This is a genomic window from Paracidovorax avenae ATCC 19860, assembly GCF_000176855.2.
GTDB lineage: Bacteria > Pseudomonadota > Gammaproteobacteria > Burkholderiales > Burkholderiaceae_C > Paracidovorax > Paracidovorax avenae.
Genome location: NC_015138.1, coordinates 1011898 through 1028545 on the forward strand (window position 1 = coordinate 1011898; position 16648 = coordinate 1028545).

The 16648-nt window shown below is 65.2% G+C and carries 10 protein-coding genes; 5 read left to right on the forward strand and 5 right to left on the reverse strand.

Features of this window, described 5'->3' with window-relative positions; all coding sequences use genetic code 11:
• The first annotated feature begins 12 nt into the window (after positions 1–12).
• Positions 13–1476 carry a xylulokinase gene (gene xylB / locus ACAV_RS04450; protein ID WP_013593379.1) on the forward strand — a complete coding sequence of 488 codons (1464 nt, stop codon included), beginning with the start codon at positions 13–15 and terminating at the stop codon, positions 1474–1476.
• A 102-nt stretch (positions 1477–1578) separates the two neighbouring features.
• Here the strand turns inward: xylB and groL are convergent, their stop codons facing one another.
• Together groL and ACAV_RS04460 are read right to left on the reverse strand one after the other, a co-directional pair.
• Positions 1579–3216 carry a chaperonin GroEL gene (gene groL, locus ACAV_RS04455; RefSeq protein ID WP_013593380.1) on the reverse strand — a complete coding sequence of 546 codons (1638 nt, stop codon included), beginning with the start codon at positions 3214–3216 and terminating at the stop codon, positions 1579–1581.
• 58 nt (positions 3217–3274) lie between these two features.
• A complete protein-coding gene (locus tag ACAV_RS04460) occupies positions 3275–3565 on the reverse strand; it encodes a co-chaperone GroES (protein ID WP_013593381.1) in 291 nt (96 codons plus the stop codon).
• 589 nt (positions 3566–4154) lie between these two features.
• Here ACAV_RS04460 and fusA point away from each other — a divergent pair.
• Positions 4155–6200 (forward strand): elongation factor G, encoded by a 2046-nt coding sequence (gene fusA, locus ACAV_RS04465; protein ID WP_013593382.1) that lies wholly within the window; start codon positions 4155–4157, stop codon positions 6198–6200.
• A 244-nt stretch (positions 6201–6444) separates the two neighbouring features.
• Here the strand turns inward: fusA and ACAV_RS04470 are convergent, their stop codons facing one another.
• Genes ACAV_RS04470 through ACAV_RS04480 form a run of 3 tightly spaced genes read right to left on the reverse strand, consistent with a single transcriptional unit; the run spans position 6445 to position 13384 of the window.
• The gene (locus tag ACAV_RS04470; RefSeq protein WP_157768726.1) at positions 6445–9792 is read right to left on the reverse strand and encodes a hypothetical protein; all 3348 of its coding nucleotides are present in this window, start codon (positions 9790–9792) and stop codon (positions 6445–6447) included.
• 21 nt (positions 9793–9813) lie between these two features.
• Complete coding sequence (locus ACAV_RS04475) at positions 9814–11724, reverse strand: carbamoyltransferase family protein (RefSeq protein ID WP_081463106.1); 1911 nt, start codon at positions 11722–11724, stop codon at positions 9814–9816.
• A complete protein-coding gene (locus tag ACAV_RS04480) occupies positions 11612–13384 on the reverse strand; it encodes a hypothetical protein (RefSeq protein WP_013593385.1) in 1773 nt (590 codons plus the stop codon). The genes ACAV_RS04475 and ACAV_RS04480 overlap by 113 nt, the downstream gene beginning before the upstream one ends.
• 395 nt (positions 13385–13779) lie before the next feature.
• Here ACAV_RS04480 and ACAV_RS04485 point away from each other — a divergent pair, with 395 nt between their 5' ends.
• The 3 genes from ACAV_RS04485 (at position 13780) to ACAV_RS04495 (ending at position 16643) form a co-directional block, all read left to right on the forward strand.
• Positions 13780–14154, forward strand: coding sequence for a DUF2304 domain-containing protein (locus ACAV_RS04485; protein ID WP_013593386.1), 375 nt, complete (start codon positions 13780–13782; stop codon positions 14152–14154).
• Entirely contained in the window at positions 14147–15595 is a 1449-nt protein-coding gene (locus tag ACAV_RS04490) for a mannose-1-phosphate guanylyltransferase/mannose-6-phosphate isomerase (protein ID WP_013593387.1), read from the forward strand. Before ACAV_RS04485 ends, ACAV_RS04490 begins: the two co-directional genes overlap by 8 nt.
• Positions 15596–15683: 88 nt before the next feature.
• Positions 15684–16643: a glycosyltransferase family 2 protein gene (locus ACAV_RS04495; RefSeq protein ID WP_013593388.1), complete on the forward strand. Its 960-nt coding sequence runs from the start codon at positions 15684–15686 to the stop codon at positions 16641–16643.
• The last annotated feature ends 5 nt before the right edge of the window (positions 16644–16648 follow it).

Consider the following 16648-nt stretch of genomic DNA (forward strand, 5'->3'; position numbering starts at 1 on the left):
AGGAAGCCTTTCGTGTACCTGGGCATCGATCTTGGAACCTCCGAACTCAAGGCGCTGCTGCTGGCCCCGGACCACCGCATCGTGGGCGTGGCGCGCGCACCGCTCACCGTGCAAAGGCCGCAGCCGCTGTGGTCCGAACAGTCGCCGCAGCAGTGGTGGGACGCGCTGGAGTCCGTGATGCAGGCGCTGCGCAGCGCCCACCCGGCCGAGCTGGCGGCGGTGCGCGCGCTGGGCCTGTCGGGCCAGATGCATGGCGCCACGCTGCTGGACGCGGCCGGCAAGGTGCTGCGCCCGGCCATCCTGTGGAACGACGGCCGCAGCACCGCGCAGTGCGAGGCGCTCACGCGTGCCGTGCCCCATCTGGGCGATATCAGCGGCAACCTGGCCATGCCCGGCTTCACCGCACCCAAGCTGCTCTGGGTGCGCGAGCACGAGCCTGATGTCTTCGCCCGCACGGCCCGCGTGCTGTTGCCCAAGGACTGGCTGCGCTTCATGCTGAGCGGCGAGGCGGTGGGCGAGATGTCGGATGCGGCCGGCACGCTGTGGCTCGACGTGGGCACGCGTGACTGGTCCGATGAACTGCTGGCAGCGACGGGGCTCACCCGTGCCCACATGCCGCGCCTGGTCGAGGGCAGCGAGGTATCCGCGCAACTGCTGCCCGAGCTGGCCGCGCGCTGGGGCCTGGGCGAGCGCGTCGTGATCGCCGGAGGTGCGGGCGACAATGCGGCCAGCGCCGTCGGCATGGGACTGGTCGAACCGGGGCAGGGCTTCGTTTCGCTGGGCACTTCGGGCGTGGTGTTCGTTTCCACCGACCGCTTCCTGCCCAATCCCGCACAGGCCATGCACGCGTTCTGCCATGCGCTGCCCGGTCGCTGGCACCAGATGTCGGTGATGCTGTCGGCGGCCAGCGCCGTGCAGTGGGCCAGCAAGACCTTCGGGTTCGCCAGCGAGGCGGCGCTGCTCGAAGCGGCGGCCACCGTCGCCGACGTGCAGCGCGACCGCTGCCCGCTGTTCCTGCCCTATTTGTCCGGCGAACGCTCGCCGCACAACCATGCCGGCGCGCAGGGCGTGCTGTTCGGCCTGACCCATGCGCACGGCCCGGCCGAGATCGCCTATGCCGTCGTCGAAGGCGTGAGCTTCGGCCTGCGCGACGGCCTGGACACCCTGCGCCTGCCTGAAGGCATGCCCCTGCGCGAAATGGCGCTGGTCGGCGGCGGCGCGCGCAGCGCCTGGTGGGGACAGTTGCTGGCCGACATCCTGCAGGTGCCGCTCACCCTCTACGAAGGCAGCGAAACCGGTGGTGCCCTGGGCGCCGCACGGCTGGCCTGGCTGGCCGAGGGGGGCCGCGTGGCCGAAGTCTGCACACTGCCGCAGCCCCGCCAGCGCTTCGATCCCGCGGCGGCGGATGCGGCCGGACATGCGGCGCGCCATGCGCGCTTCCAGGCACTCTACCGGGCGCTGCGCAATCAGTTCTGACCAAGGACTCTCCGGCGCCGTGCCGGAGCCACGACGCAGGGCCATGAAAAAAAGGGCCGCTTGCGCGGCCCTTTCGTCGGGTGAGCGAGGCTCAGCCGGGCATTACATGCCCATGCCGCCCATGCCGCCCATGTCGGGCATCGCGGGAGCAGCCGCTTCGTCCTTCGGAGCCTCGGCCACCATGGCTTCGGTCGTCAGCAGCAGCGAAGCCACGGAAGCGGCGTTCTGCAGGGCCGTGCGGGTCACCTTCGTCGGGTCCAGGATACCCATTTCGAGCATGTCGCCGTAGGTGTCGTTGGCGGCGTTGAAGCCATAGTTGCCCTTGCCGTGCAACACGGCATTGACCACCACGGACGGCTCGCCACCGGCGTTGGCCACGATCTCGCGCAGGGGCGCTTCGATCGCCTTCAGGATCAGCTTGATGCCGGCGTCCTGATCGGGGTTGTCACCCTTGATCTCGCCAGCAGCCTGCTTGGCGCGCAGCAGGGCCACGCCGCCGCCGGCCACGATGCCTTCTTCCACGGCAGCGCGGGTGGCGTGCAGCGCGTCTTCCACGCGTGCCTTCTTTTCCTTCATCTCGACCTCGGTGGCAGCGCCGACCTTGATCACGGCCACGCCGCCAGCCAGCTTGGCCACGCGCTCCTGCAGCTTCTCGCGGTCGTAGTCGCTGGTCGCTTCCTCGATCTGGATGCGGATCTGCTTCACGCGGGCTTCGATGTCAGCGGCAGCGCCTGCGCCGTCGATGATGGTGGTGTTTTCCTTGCCCACTTCGATGCGCTTGGCCTGGCCCAGGTCGGCCAGGGTCACCTTCTCGAGCGTCAGGCCCACTTCCTCGGCGATCACCTTGCCGCCCGTCAGGATGGCGATGTCTTCCAGCATGGCCTTGCGGCGGTCGCCGAAGCCAGGTGCCTTCACGGCCACGACCTTCAGGATGCCGCGGATGGTGTTCACCACCAGGGTCGCCAGGGCTTCGCCCTCGACTTCCTCGGCGATGATCAGCAGCGGACGGCCAGCCTTGGCGACCTGTTCCAGCGTGGGCAGCAGGTCACGGATGTTGCTGATCTTCTTGTCGAACAGCAGCACGAAGGGGTTGTCCAGCAGGGCGGCCTGCTTTTCGGGGTTGTTGATGAAGTAGGGCGACAGGTAACCGCGGTCGAACTGCATGCCTTCCACGACATCCAGCTCGTTGTCCAGGCTCTTGCCGTCTTCCACGGTGATCACGCCTTCCTTGCCGACCTTGTCCATGGCGTCGGCGATGATCTTGCCGATGGATTCGTCGGAGTTGGCGGAGATCGAACCCACCTGGGCGATTTCCTTGGAGGTCGTCGTGGCCTTGGAGGCCTTCTTCAGTTCGGCGACCAGGGCCGTCACGGCCTTGTCGATGCCGCGCTTGAGGTCCATCGGGTTCAGGCCGGCGGCCACGTACTTGGAACCTTCGCGGACGATGGCCTGGGCCAGCACCGTGGCGGTGGTCGTGCCGTCACCAGCGTTGTCGCTGGTCTTGGAAGCCACTTCCTTCACGAGCTGGGCGCCCATGTTCTGCAGCTTGTCCTTCAGTTCGATTTCCTTGGCCACGGACACGCCGTCCTTGGTCACGGTGGGGGCGCCGAAGGAGCGCTCGAGCACCACGTTGCGGCCCTTGGGGCCCAGGGTCACCTTGACGGCGTTGGCGAGGATGTTCACGCCTTCGACCATGCGAGCGCGGGCTTCGCCGCCGAAAACTACGTCTTTTGCTGCCATTTTGTTTCTCCGGATTCAGTCAACAGGAAGTTGGAAGAGGATGTGATCCGCGAAGCGATCACTTCTCGACGACTGCGAACAGGTCGTCTTCCTTCATCACCAGCAGTTCGTCGCCGTTGACCTTGACGGTCTGGCCAGAGTACTTGCCGAACAGGACGCGGTCGCCGACCTTGACGCTCAGCACGCTGAGTTCGCCCTTGTCGTTCTTCTTGCCAGGGCCCACGGCCAGGACTTCGCCTTGATCGGGCTTCTCGGCAGCGTTGTCGGGGATCACGATGCCGGAGGCGGTCGTGGTTTCGCTTTCAATGCGCTTGACGATCACGCGATCGTGCAGGGGGCGAAGGTTCATTTGCATCTCTCCTGGTTCAATAAGGATTGCGACATCGACAGGACGCCCGCCAAGGGCGGGCGTCGGGATCTTCAGCGGCCGTGTCCCACACGGTTGTTAGCACTCGTCCGCCTCGAGTGCTAATGATACGGGCATTTGTCGGCGTTTCAAGGGGGCGGAGCAGGAGGGCATCGCCGGCGATCGATGCACAAGCCGCGAAGGGCCTTGCCCCCTGGATGGCCGAAGAGGATAATTCGCCCCATGGACATTCTGACCAACGTGATCAAGGCTTCTTTCGCCACCTAGTTGCGCCCACTGATCGCGTATCGGAGGGCTGCGCGCCTTCCGGTCACCACGGACCCCGGCAGGCTCGCACCTCCGGGGTTTTTTGTTTTCCAGGCTTTTCCACCGACACCCATGCGTACCTACGACAAGTTGATCGCCACGATTCCCGATCGCCGGAGCTTGAGTTCCGTGCGCCCGGGCTTCGGCGACAGCACATCCCCGATTCCACGCTAGCCCGAAGGCGGATCTTCCCGCCGGGCTGGCGAATAGCCAACCAGGCGGCAGCTGCTCGCAGAGCCGAGTGCAGCCGCAAGAAAGATTCGCCATGAGAAATTCCCGCAACCATACCGCCCGTCTGCGAAACATTGGTGTCATCGCCCACGTCGATGCGGGCAAGACGACCACCACCGAACGCATCCTGTTCTATACCGGCGAAAGCCATCGCATCGGCGAAGTGCACGACGGCACGGCGCACATGGACTTCGACCCGCAGGAGCAGAAGCGCGGCATCACCATCCACAGCGCGGCCGTCACCGTGCATTGGAAGGGCACGCAGCTCAACCTGATCGACACCCCCGGCCACATCGATTTCAACATCGAGGTGAACCGCTCGCTGCGCGTGCTCGACGGCGCGGTCGTCGTGTTCGACGGCGTGGCCGGCGTGGAGCCGCAGACCGAGACCAACTGGCGCCTGGCCGACAGGTACCGTGTGCCTCGCATCGCCTTCATCAACAAGCTCGACCGCGTGGGGGCCGATTTCGGCCGCGTAGTGGCCATGATGGGCGAGCGCCTGGGCGTGCGCGTCGTGCCGCTGCAGATTCCCATCGGTTCGGAAGGCGACTTCCGCGGCGTGGTGGACCTGCTCAGCCTGCGTGCCCTTATCTGGGACAGGGACGATGCCAGCGCTTCCTATCGTGAAGCCGACGTGCCCGCCGACCTGGCCGAGCAGGCTGCGCATGCGCGCGCCCGCCTGGTCGAAGCGGCGGTGGAGCAGGATGAAGCTGCCCTGGAGGCCTACGTGAACGGTGAGCCCATTGTCGTGGACGTGCTGCGCTCGCTCTTGCGCCGGGGTGTACTGGCGGGGGCCTTCGTTCCCGCGCTGGCGGGCTCGGCCTTCAAGAACCGCGGCGTGGAGCCTCTGCTCGATGCCGTGGTGGACTATCTGCCCTCGCCGGAAGACGTCGCGCACGCGGGCCACGTCGACGGCAGGCCGGCATCCGCGGCAGATCCGTTCTCGGCCCTGGCGTTCAAGGTCGTCGCCGACGACCATGGCGCCAAGGTGTTCGTGCGCGTTTACAGCGGCCGGCTGGTCCGGGGCGATGTGGTGCTCAACACCGTCACCGGAAGGACCGAGCGTGTATCGAGGCTGTACGAGGTGCATGCCGACAAGCACATCGAGCGCGATGAACTGGTGGCGGGCGATATTGCTGCCGTCGTCGGCCTCAAGGACACGCTCACCGGCCATACCCTGAGCGATCCGGACCATCCTGTGGTGCTGGAGCAGATCAGCGTGCCCGAACCGGTGATCCATGTGGCCATCGAGCCCCGGGCAAGCGCTGACCAGCAGGGCCTGTCGAAGGCGCTGCAGTCCCTGCTGCGCGAAGACCCGAGCCTGCGCCTGCAGCAGGATGCCGATTCCGGCCAGACCATTCTGTCCGGCATGGGCGAACTGCAGCTCGAAGTCTCGATCGAGAAGCTGAGCGCGCGCCATGGGGTCGATGTGTCGGTCGGACGTCCCCAGGTGGCCTATCGTGAAACCATTTCCCGCCGTGTGGAGGTGAACCATGTGCACAAGAAGCAATCGGGTGGTCCTGGCCAGTTCGCCGAGGTAAGGCTGCAGTTCGAGCCCCTCCCCCGGGGCGAGGGCATCCGCTTCGAGAGCCGCGTCGTTGGCGGCACCGTGCCGCGCGAGTTCATTCCCGCGGTGGAGGCCGGCATCCGCCGTGCCGCCCGCTCCAGCGTGGTGGCAGGCTTTCCCGCCGTGGACTTCGCCGCCACGCTGGTGGATGGCAGCTACCACGAGCGCGATTCATCCGCGCTGGCGTTCGAACTGGCGGCCGTGGCGGCGTTCCGCGAGGCGTTTGCCAAGGCGGGACCTCTGGTGCTGGAGCCGGTGATGGCCGTCGAAGTCATCATTCCGGCCGAGTACCTGGGTGACAGCATCGGCGACCTGAACCGCCGCCGCGGCGTCGTCCGGGGCCAGGGCCAGCGCGGCAACGCCGCCACGATCGAGGCGCAGGTGCCGCTGAAGGAAATGTTCGGCTACATCGGCAGCCTGCGCGCACTGTCGTCAGGGCGCGGGCAGTACTCGATGCAGCTGGACCACTATGGAGTGGTGCCGGAGAAGGAGATGGCCGCGTTGGCGCGGTGACCTGGCGCAGGCCAGGCGATACCCTGGCAGGGGCGCGGACGGTGTCCGCGCCCCTTTTTCCTGGTGGATCGCCTTTGGAGCATGTCTGCGGGACTGCAAAGGATGGGCCACCGCCGCCCCAGGGTCGGCGCGGACGCCGTGATCGGCAGCCATCCGCGCGGTGTCCACGTGCCCAGGGCCGGGCGGGTAATTTACCGTGCCATGCGTCATGGCCCCAGGCTTTCGAGCCCAAGGAGTCCGTCGCCTAAGCCGTATCGCTGCCGGGCCTGCCGCGGACGGCCCAGGCGCCGATCGCTGTAACGGCTGCCCCCGCGCACCAGAAATAGAAAAACAGCGTGCTCAGGTGGGCGGCCAGTACGCTCTGGCCCAGCCACAGCGCTGCGCAGGAAAGTGCCAGCGCAGCCACGGCACCCGCAAACAGACTCCCTCCAGGCACGCTCCGCAGCGCGCATGCCGAGCGCGGAGCGAGGGCCTCCAGGACGGGGAGAACGCCGCGTGCCCCCTGCCACCAGGCAGCCACCAGAACAATGGCGCCCATGGTGATCCAGATGTTTTCCCTCCGGACAATGGCGGGTGCCGACAGGCCAGCGGCATACAGCCCCAGGCTGGAGAGCATCAGCAGGAAGCCTGGATGGAATGCGATGGCCCGCAGGCTCTCCGTAGATACGGCGGACATGGGAAACCCGGACCAGAGCATGCAGGCCAGCACCAGGCTCACATAGGCGAGAGGCTGTTTCGGAGGTCCCAGATGTCCCAACAGCCACGCCAGAAGCGCGAACCAGAGCAATGCGGCGACCGGGCGCAATGAAGGCCTGGGCAGGCGGGAGTCAGGTGCCGGGGACCACAGCCGCACACACACCGTCAAGGTCGCGAGCAGGCCCGCAGCGAGGAACCACGGGGATTCTGTGTCTTTGCGCCCGCCCATCCACATCCAGAGCAGTGCAAGCCCTGTGGCGGTTGCCGTGAGCATGGCTTTCCCGGGCGGAAAGGACTGCGGCATGGCGGACGTGCAGATCCGGCCCTGCATGCCAACCGCCCAGGCCCGGAACGGCCGGCACCACTGCACTGCCAGGCGCCGCAGCCACTGGCTGCGAGCCGTGGCCAGCACGACTGCCATGATGAAGAGTGCCAGCCAGACACTTTGCAGGCGAAGCCCCGCCTCGGGCTGGGGAAAGGCTGCCACCGATTGTCGAAGCCGGGTCTTGCGCAACTCCTCCAGCTCCGGCCAGAGCGAGGGGTCTGCCACCCAGGTAACGCGGCGCAACTCGAACAGGTCTTCATCCTGCCAGTGGGGGGCCGCCGGAGTGCGCCCTGCCATGGGCCTCCAGATTCCATAGTCCAGCCATATCGGGGCTGGCAGGGCGGGAGCGGCGACCAGCGCACCGCCGATCGGCCGCAGAGGCGGAGCGCCGCGTTCGAGCTGCAGTTCCAGTCCGCGCGAGAGCGTGTCCAGCACCGAGGGCCGCGCAGCTGTGCCCAACTGGACCTGCAGGCCGCCGGCCTGTGGGGGCGCGGAAAGATGTGCCGACCAGGTTAGCGTGCTCAGCGGCTCGTCCGGCGCGAGGCTGCCGCTTTGCCGCAGTGCCGAAAGGCCGGTTTGCCATTGCGCCGCTGAAGGGCAGAACGTGGTGCGCGCCTGGCCGCCCCGTTCGCCTGTGGCTTCCAGGGTCAGCCAGCACGCCTCCCGCGGCAGGGTGCCGAAGGTATGCGTGATGCGGGCTTGCAGCAGGTCGCCTGCCCGGAGGCCGGACGGATGGGCCGTCCACCGATAGGTTCCGTCGGGGAGCGCCCCCTCATCCGGAGCGAGCGCCAGGGGCCGTACGGCCCAGCCGGGCCGCGGCTGACCCGCCAGATCGCCCAGCGGAACCAGGTAGGGGCGGAAGATGCCCAGGCTCGCCAGCGTCCAGTCTTGTTGCGGGCCGGACGGCTGGAAGGTGACGGACAGGCCGCGGATACGGGTGCCTGCCGGGATGTCTGCCGGCAGCGGCTGAGCCCGGTTCGGTGTGAACTGGAACCTGGATACGGCTCCGGACTCCAGTTGCAGTTCCGCCTCGAGAGAACCGAACTGCAAGGCTCCCGATGGCATGTCGGCATAGATGCGCAGATCCGGCCTTGCAATGGCGTGGAAGGCCCAATCCATGCGGACCGTGCGGAGCCCGGACGCAACGAGTCCTTCCCTGGCAATGGTCAGGCTGGGATGGGTTCCGTTCCATTGCAGGCGCAATCCCCATCCCGGAAGCTCGGCTGCGGAGTCCGGTCCAGGTAGGCGCCGGATTTCGGTCTGCGCCTCTGCAAATGGCAGCCATTGCACGTACTGCAGCCACTCCCGCGATGCGGACTTCGTCCCTAGGAAGGGGCCGCCCATTTTCTCCAGCTGCCTGCGAACGCCCGCCAGGAAAAGGAGCTCGGGTCGAGCGCTCTCCGGCCTGATCAGGCTGGCGTGGAAGATGCCGTTGTCGCATCCCTGGGGCACATGCAGGAGCACGCCCGCGAACTGCTCTGCATTCCCCGGCGTCCTGTCGATACGGTCCGTGGGGAAGTACCGCCGTCGCAGGCGCTTGCCCGAAGCCGCGTCTGTCAGGTGGTCGATCCGCGCGGCTGGCGAAGTGGCGCTGTCTCGCGTGGACTCTCCCAGTACGCGCATGCTGCGCAGGGGCTTGTTCCGGGCTACGTCCGCTTCGTCGCCCTGATAGGAAATGAGGATTTCCGAGAGATGGGGAGCATCGCCCCATCGTGCCTCGTCGGCGAGCGCGCTGCCGAGGTGCAGCGATACGCGCGTGCGCGTTCCGTCGTCTTCGGTGCGGCTGGTGAACTCGCCACCCGACAGCAACTGATGGGCCTTTCGCCCGGGGCCTTTGGAGATCGACAGGTTCACGCCGCTCAGCACGGTTCCGCCCGGGAACTCCAGTTCGATGGTATGGGCTTCCCGCAGCGGTATGTCCAGGCGCCGCTGGATGACGGTGAACCCTCCATCCTGGGCATACCGCCAGCGCTGATCCGGCGCCAGTCCGAGCTCCCGCCTGGCGAGATAGCCGAAATCCTTTCTGACCCACTCCAGGCGATCCGGCTGCTCTGCCATGATGACCGTTGCGCCTGCGGCCTGCAGCCCGTCGTCGCCGAGCCGGATGGTGCGCCGGGGCTCTCCCGGCTGCGCGGACTGGAACTCCACGGACCAGTCCGCTCGGCAACCACGCCGATCCTCGGTTTCCGCCAGCAGCTCGGTGAAGTCCTGCAGTTGGGTGCCGCTGGGTGCCAGGAATTCCATGGTCACGCCACTCTGGTCCGGCCGGGCACTGCCGGCAGGCACGAGTGGAATTCCGTCGTCCGGCCTCCCCGCATCGGACATCCTGGGAACGATCTCCGCCCTGACACGGTAGCTGCCCTGCGGCAGCGACTCTGCAGGAGCGAGCCGCAGGACTTTCTGCCCCCAGTAACTGGATACCAGGGGCTCTCCGAACGTGATTTCCCGCTGCGGGAGCGTCGTGTCGCCGGAGGCTGCCCACGCCATGCCCGCCGCGAGGCCGAGGAGGGCTCCGGCCGCCCGGAGGGCCTTGGCCGCCCGCTGCCCGCGGGCCCTGAGGGAGTTCTTCATGCGGGTGTGCGGGACCGTCATTCAGGAGACGACGAAGTTCTCGATGGCAAGGGTGTCCACGCAGCCTTGCCGGAAGGCCCGGATGGCATCCTCGGGCGTGTTCACGATCGGTTCCTCGTGCATGTTGAAGCTGGTGTTCACCAGGATCGGAACGCCGGTCAGCTTCTCGTAGTGGATCAGCACGTCGTGATAGACCGGGTGCTTTTCCTTCTTGATCAACTGGGGGCGCGCTGTTCCGTCGACATGCACCACGGCCGGGGCGAGCTGCCTGTACTTTTCATGGACGTTATACGTGATGGTCATGAACTCTGCGGCGAATTCCGAGCCGGCCACCTTGCCTGCCAGGACATCCCGGGCACGCTCATGGGGCAATACCGGAGCGAAGGGCATGAATTCGGAACGCTTCATGCGCTTGTTGAGCGTGTCATTGATTTCGTACTGCTTGGCGGAAGCCAGAACGCTCCGGGCGCCCAGGGAGCGCGGCCCGAATTCCATGGCGCCGCTGAAGAATCCCACCACCCGGTCCTGCGCGACCAGTTCCGCAATGCGGCGGGCCCGGGCCGATGGATCGTCGATACGCTCCACCCCGTGGACCCCTGCCTGCTGCAGTGCCTGCTCCACTCGATCGATTCCGTAGGAGGGACCGAGGTACATGGTGTCGAGAGTCCTGCCCGTGAAGGCCGGAGAGTGCTGCTTCAGGTGAAGGTAGGCCGCACCGACGCACAGACCTTCATCCCCCATGTAGGGGGCCACGAAGATGTTCTGCACGCCTTCGATGTTGAACAGGCGCTGGTTCAGCTTGACGTTGGCTACCACCCCGCCCGCCAGCACCAGATTCGTGCAGCCGGTTTGCTGGAGATAGTGGCGCACGAGCTTCAGCACGCTGTCCTCGAGCACGGCCTGCGCTGCAGCGGCCATGTCCTCCTGCGTGTACTGCCGGTCCCCGAAATGCTTCCGGAACGCGGTGCCCGGCCGGTAGTTGTTGAGGGCATCCCTGAACTGCTGCAGCGTGACCTTGCCGCCCAGGAAACTGGCATAGGTCTTGGCAAGGAACAGGTGCTCCGCGGGGAAATCCGGCTTGAACATCGCTTCCACCAGGGCCGAGCGGATTTTCACGTCCCCGCCCTCCGTGCTGATCTGGAAGAGATCGCTCAATTCGGAATACAGCCGGGACTGGTCGCCATAAGCGGCGAGGCCCGTGAGCTTGCCTTCGTGGCGGAAGATGCGAAAACCCAGGCCGCTGGTGACGGCACCGTAGAAAAAGCCGAGGGAAGCGTCCTCCTTGAATTCCTTCAGGCGGCGCAGGGCGCCCTGGCGCCCATGGGATATGGTGAGCGACAGGCCGTCGCCGCCGCCATCGATGGTGACCACCAGCGCGTCATCCATGCCGCATGCGTAGTACGCACTTGCCGCGTGGCATTCGTGGTGGTCATACCAGTTCGGGGCAGCCGCTATTCCCAATCCCCTGAGGACGCCGTGCCATTCGCTGCGTCCGTCCTTCTTGGAAAGAAAGCGGGGAAGCAGCAGCGGGTTGCGAAGGCTTTTTTCCTGCTGGTCGGAAGGCAGGAAATCGATCTTGCGGAAGCGGTGGCCGCCGGCGATCGCCACGCCTTCGATGCGCGAGACATCGAAATGCCGTGCCACATGAGAGAGTGCGTCCAGCGGGATCGAGTTGTAGCATTTGATCCGGTTGAAGCGTTCTTCCGATGCCGCGAAAAGGATTTTCCCTTCCATGTCTGTCACGCTGACGGACGACGTGTGCTGGGGTGAAATGCCGAGGATGAGTGCGTTGCTGTTCATTTTTCGATAAGCAGGTGCTTCAGGGGCGCCCGACCGGCAAGGGAACGCTTGCGGGTGCAACAACGCCATTGATTCGGTAGATGCTGATGTCGAGCGATTTGCAGACGAGGGAGATGCCGCAATCGCGTTCATCGATGGAGTGGCGGCCCATGAAGGCGACCCTGGGGTTCGAGGACAGCAATTGGTGGACTGTCTCCGCTCCGTTGATCAGCCGGTTGTACAGGACGATGCGGTTGATGCCGTGGCGGGCCAGTGTTTCGATGGTCCGGGGATCGGATATGTCCCCGAACAGGGGGCGCGCCTCGGGGTCGCTCTCGAAAAGGCGCAGGTCCTTGGCGCCGGCCAGGGGTTTTTCATGGACCACCTGTCCGATGACCTCGAAAAGGGGGGCCGTGCCCCAACTCTGGTTGTAGTAGGTCATGGGGTAGCTGGCAACGGCAGTTGCCTCGTCATCCCGGGCCAGGCTGCCATAGACGGCGGCTACCTGCGCGAAATCGGTTTTCTGGCGCAGCGTGGGTGACCCGGGGTATACCTCGCTCAGGTACCAGGCCAGCACGGCGGCGACACCCAGCCAGAGTCGCGCGGAGTGCTTTCGGAACGTGGACAGATAGATGGCCGCGATGATTCCGCCGAAGAAAGCGGCGAGCTGCACGACCCTGGAAACCCCCCGGAACATGTCGAAGACAGAGAAATACAGGAAGTTCACGGCAGTGAGCGCGGGGACGTAGCTCGATAGGACGACGGCCCCGGCGAAGCACAGAAGGCCCGGCTTGAAGAGCGGATGGTTCCAGGCTGCCTTTCTGCAGCAGGCCAGGGTGAGCAGCAACAGCAGTGAGTACCCGAGAAATGCCCCGACGTCCATCGGGGCGGAAAAGGGGTAGATCGCCGGAGCAATGCCCGGCATGAACTCCGCGCCTTGCTCGAATATCGCGGACAGTACCTCACCCGGCGGTCGCACCAGTCCAGCCATGGCCGGATTGGTGATCAGGTACCACTGCTGCTGTATGAACTGGATATTCAGCAGAAAGAGACACAGGCCGCTGAGCACTGAATACCTGAGAAGATCCAGGACTTTTGTCTTCCATGGATATGGCGTGAATGCAAGGAATACCGGGGTGAAAAGCCATCCGTAGAACGACCAGTACGGATTGATGCGGAACTGCAGTCCGGTAAGGATGCAGGAGATAAGCAGTTCGCGCCAGCGGCGGTTCTCGCAGTATCGGATGAAGAAAAGATATACCAGGGGCAACAGCCAGAAATGGTTGTTGGCCATGGAACCACGCGACAGCATGATGAAGTAGCCGGAAAACCCGAAAACCACCGCCCCGGCCAGGGCCGACAGGTGCCGCCGGGTGATGTGCCAGCAGAGCAGGTACATGGTCATCGCGGCCAGCGGATACGCCATCAGCGCAGACGCGTTGATGACGAATACCGCAGAGCGCCAGCCGCCCCCGGACCACTTGACCGCGGCGGAGCGCAGATCGTCGATCAGGTTGTCGAAAGGGAACGGGCTCAGGTCGAAGCCGAAGGGGTAGGTGAGCAGCGACGTCAGTTCGACACTGGTGAAGAGGTGGCCCGAGTGGGCTTTCAGCCAGATGAACCACAGCGTTCCGTCCGTATCCACGTCGGGCATCGAATACACGGAAAAGGGATCGACGCTCCACCAGCGGTGTGAGAAAAGCAGCAGGGTCAGGCAGGAAAAAAGGACCAGCGCAGTCCCGTGCCTCCGCCACGCGGAAGGCTCCCCGCCATAGTTTTCCAGTCGCGCCATGTCTCTATCGATATGCACCATCGATGGTGCTCCAGCTGGCAGGCGACCCCGGGGCGTTGCCTGCATTGGAAATGCATGGTGGAAATCAGAACTCCCACCCCCTCCCGGGGTGTGCCCGGCGCAAAGTCATGCAATGTAACATCCTGTGTTTGCGACGGGATCTGGCACCAACCGGTAGGCAGGGGCTTTTGTCTCCATTTCGTCCGGCACAAGCGCGTGTGTGCAGGCCTGCCGGCGCGGCCGAACCGGGAGAGGCCGCCTCCGTGGGGTGGCTGTCGTGCTGCGCGACTACAATCGCTGCCTCCAAAGGAGCGGCGGGGAGCGGTTGCAGCGGTGCGAACGACCGGCTGTGCGCTCGCCTGACAGGCCCGCGGTCGCCAGCCAGGGATTCGCGCTCGAAGAAACAACGGAAACCGATGGCTTCACTGCAAGTAACTACCGCTCTGCTGGGCATCGGATTGGCAGCGCTGATTCTCTACCTGATTCGTAGGGACCATCTCTATCTGATGCACGGCCTCTTCTGGGTCGTCGTCGCCTGCGCTGCAGCGCTGCTGGGCGCGTGGCCGGGGCTCATCGACCGCCTGGCGCTGGTGGTGGGCATCAGCTATCCCCCGGCATTGCTCCTTCTGCTCGCCTGCATGGTTCTGCTGGTGAAGGCATTGCATGCCGACATGGTGAACACCAGGATCGAAAGGGATGTGCGCAGGCTGAACCAGCGCCTCGCCCTGCTGGAAGCCGACAACGAAAGCCTGCGCCGCGGGTCCGCATCCGATTCTTCGTTTTATGAATGACAAACTGCTTGCCGTCATCCTGTGTGGCGGCTCTGGTACGCGCTTGTGGCCGCTGTCCCGGGAAACGTATCCCAAGCAATTCCTCTCCCTCGCGGGGGCGCGCACGATGCTCCAGGAGACGGCGTCGCGGCTTGATGGGCTTCCTGCCGGCTGTCCCGTGGATCCAGCGCCCATCGTGGTGTGCAATCGGGAGCATCGCTTCCTGGCCGCCAGCCAGTTGATGGCCGCAGGTATCGGGCAGGCCCGGATCCTTCTCGAATCTTCGGGACGAAATACGGCCCCGGCCCTTACTCTGGCCGCGCTCCAGGCGCTGGCGGACGGCGGCGATCCGGTCATGCTCGCCATGCCCGCAGACCATGCGATCGCTGACCTTCCCGCATTCCAGGCCGCCGTGGCCTGCGCTTTCCCCCATGCCTGTGCCGGGGCCATGGTCACATTCGGCATCGTGCCGAGCCGTCCCGAGACGGGTTATGGCTACATCGAGCGTGGTGCGGCGCATGCGCCCGGCATCGACCGTGTGCAGAGCTTCGCCGAGAAACCCGACACTCCGCGGGCGCTGCAATACATGGAAGGGGGACGCCATCTTTGGAACAGCGGCCTGTTCATGGTGCGCGCCAGCGTCTGGCTCAAGGCGATGCGGCATTGCAGGCCCGACATCGCCGTGGCTTGCGAATCCTCGATGGAGAAGGCCCAGCGCGACCTGGATTTCGTGCGGCCGGACGGTACGGCGTTCGATGCCTGTCCTTCGGATTCCATCGACTATGCCGTTATGGAGCGCCTTCCCGCCATGCCCCAACTGGGCATTCCGGCCTGCGTGGTGCCGATGAGCGTGGGATGGTCGGATCTCGGCGCATGGGATGCCGTATGGGAAACACTTTCGCGCGATGGCGAGGGCAACGCCCGGGTGGGGGACGTGGTCGCGCACGACTGCAGCGGCGCGCTGCTGTTGTCCAGCAGCCGGCTGGTGGCCGGCGTGGGTCTGGAAAACATCATGGTCATCGAAACGCCTGATGCAGTTCTGGTGGCCGACAAGCGGCGCACCCAGGACGTCAAGCAGATCGTCGCGCTGCTGCGCAAGAACGGGCATGCCCTTGCGCACAACCATCGAAAGATGCACCGGCCATGGGGGTGGTACGACGCCATCGACAGTGGCGATCGTTTCCAGGTCAAGCGCATCGTCGTCAACCCGGGGGCCAGCCTGAGCCTGCAGAAGCACCACCACCGCGCGGAGCACTGGGTGGTGGTGAAGGGAACGGCTGAAGTCACCAAGGGCGAAGAAACCTTCCTGCTCGGCGAGAACGAATCCACCTACATTCCGCTGGGTCACGTGCATCGCCTCGCCAACCCTGGCAAGGTGCCCCTCGAGATCATCGAGGTGCAATCGGGCAGCTACCTGGGGGAGGACGACATCGTCCGCCTCCACGACACATACGGCCGTTGAGGCTTTCTTTCCGGGACGGCGGATCCCGGCCATCGGGGTGCGTCGAAGAGGTGCCTGCAGGAAACGGTTGAAGGGGTTTGGAGCAATGATGAAAAAAATAGCGATCGTGGTGCCGGTGTTCTGCGAGGAAAAGAACATCGCCAATCTCCACAGAAGAACGGCCAGTGCGGTGGAGAAGATTCCCGACATCTCGGTGGAATTCATCTTCGTGAACGACGGCAGCTCCGATCGTTCCATGGATGTCCTTCGGGAAATGGCCGCGGCCCACGACAACATCAAGGTGATCGATTTCTCCCGCAACTTCGGCAAGGAAGTGGCGCTCACGGCCGGGGTGCATTCCACGGATGCGGATGCGGTGATCTGCATGGACGCCGATCTGCAGCACCCTCCCGAACTGATTCCCACACTGGTGGAGACCTGGCGGAGCAGCGGGGCGGACATCGTCGCCACGATCCGGACCGGCATCGACAAGCAGCCGCTGCTGCGCCGGATCGGCTCGCATGGCTACTACTGGCTGATGTCCAAGATCTCCGGGCTGGACATGGTGTCGCAAACCACCGACTTCCGGCTGTTCGACCGCAAGGTGGTGGATGCATTCCGGACCGTGACGGACCGCCAGCCGATGTTCCGGGGAATCATGGACTGGATGGGTTTCCGCAAGGTGTACGTCGAATTCCATGCCGGCGCGCGCGAGGCCGGCGTGCCCGGCTATTCGTACATGCGCCTGATGAAGATGGCGGTATCCAGCATCACCTCGTTTTCGCTGTTTCCCCTGCGGCTGATCGGATACATCGGTGCTTTCATCACGCTGCTCAGCGGGGGATTGCTGGCCTGGATGCTGACGTCCTATTTCCTGTCCGAGCAGCATGCCTATACACCGCTGGCCATCGTGGTGGTGGCGAACACTTTCTTCATCGGCCTCGTCCTCATGGCGATGGGGTTGATGTCCCTCTACATCGGCGCCATCCATACCGAGGCGATCCACCGGCCCGTCTACATCATCCGGGAGCGGCTGAATTTCGAGAGCGGGTCTGCCGATGAGCGCTAGGGCTG

Excerpts from the sequence above, each read along its gene's own strand:
- ACAV_RS04490 (WP_013593387.1), top strand. The coding sequence starts at position 14,147 with ATGAATGACAAACTGCTTGCCGTCATCCTGTGTGGCGGCTCTGGTACG.
- ACAV_RS04475 (WP_081463106.1), bottom strand. The coding sequence starts at position 11,724 with ATGAACGCGATTGCGGCATCTCCCTCGTCTGCAAATCGCTCGACATCA.
- groL (WP_013593380.1), bottom strand. The coding sequence starts at position 3,216 with ATGGCAGCAAAAGACGTAGTTTTCGGCGGCGAAGCCCGCGCTCGCATG.
- ACAV_RS04460 (WP_013593381.1), bottom strand. The coding sequence starts at position 3,565 with ATGAACCTTCGCCCCCTGCACGATCGCGTGATCGTCAAGCGCATTGAA.
- ACAV_RS04480 (WP_013593385.1), bottom strand. The coding sequence starts at position 13,384 with ATGGTGCATATCGATAGAGACATGGCGCGACTGGAAAACTATGGCGGG.
- fusA (WP_013593382.1), top strand. The coding sequence starts at position 4,155 with ATGAGAAATTCCCGCAACCATACCGCCCGTCTGCGAAACATTGGTGTC.
- ACAV_RS04470 (WP_157768726.1), bottom strand. The coding sequence starts at position 9,792 with ATGAAGAACTCCCTCAGGGCCCGCGGGCAGCGGGCGGCCAAGGCCCTC.
- ACAV_RS04495 (WP_013593388.1), top strand. The coding sequence starts at position 15,684 with ATGAAAAAAATAGCGATCGTGGTGCCGGTGTTCTGCGAGGAAAAGAAC.
- ACAV_RS04485 (WP_013593386.1), top strand. The coding sequence starts at position 13,780 with ATGGCTTCACTGCAAGTAACTACCGCTCTGCTGGGCATCGGATTGGCA.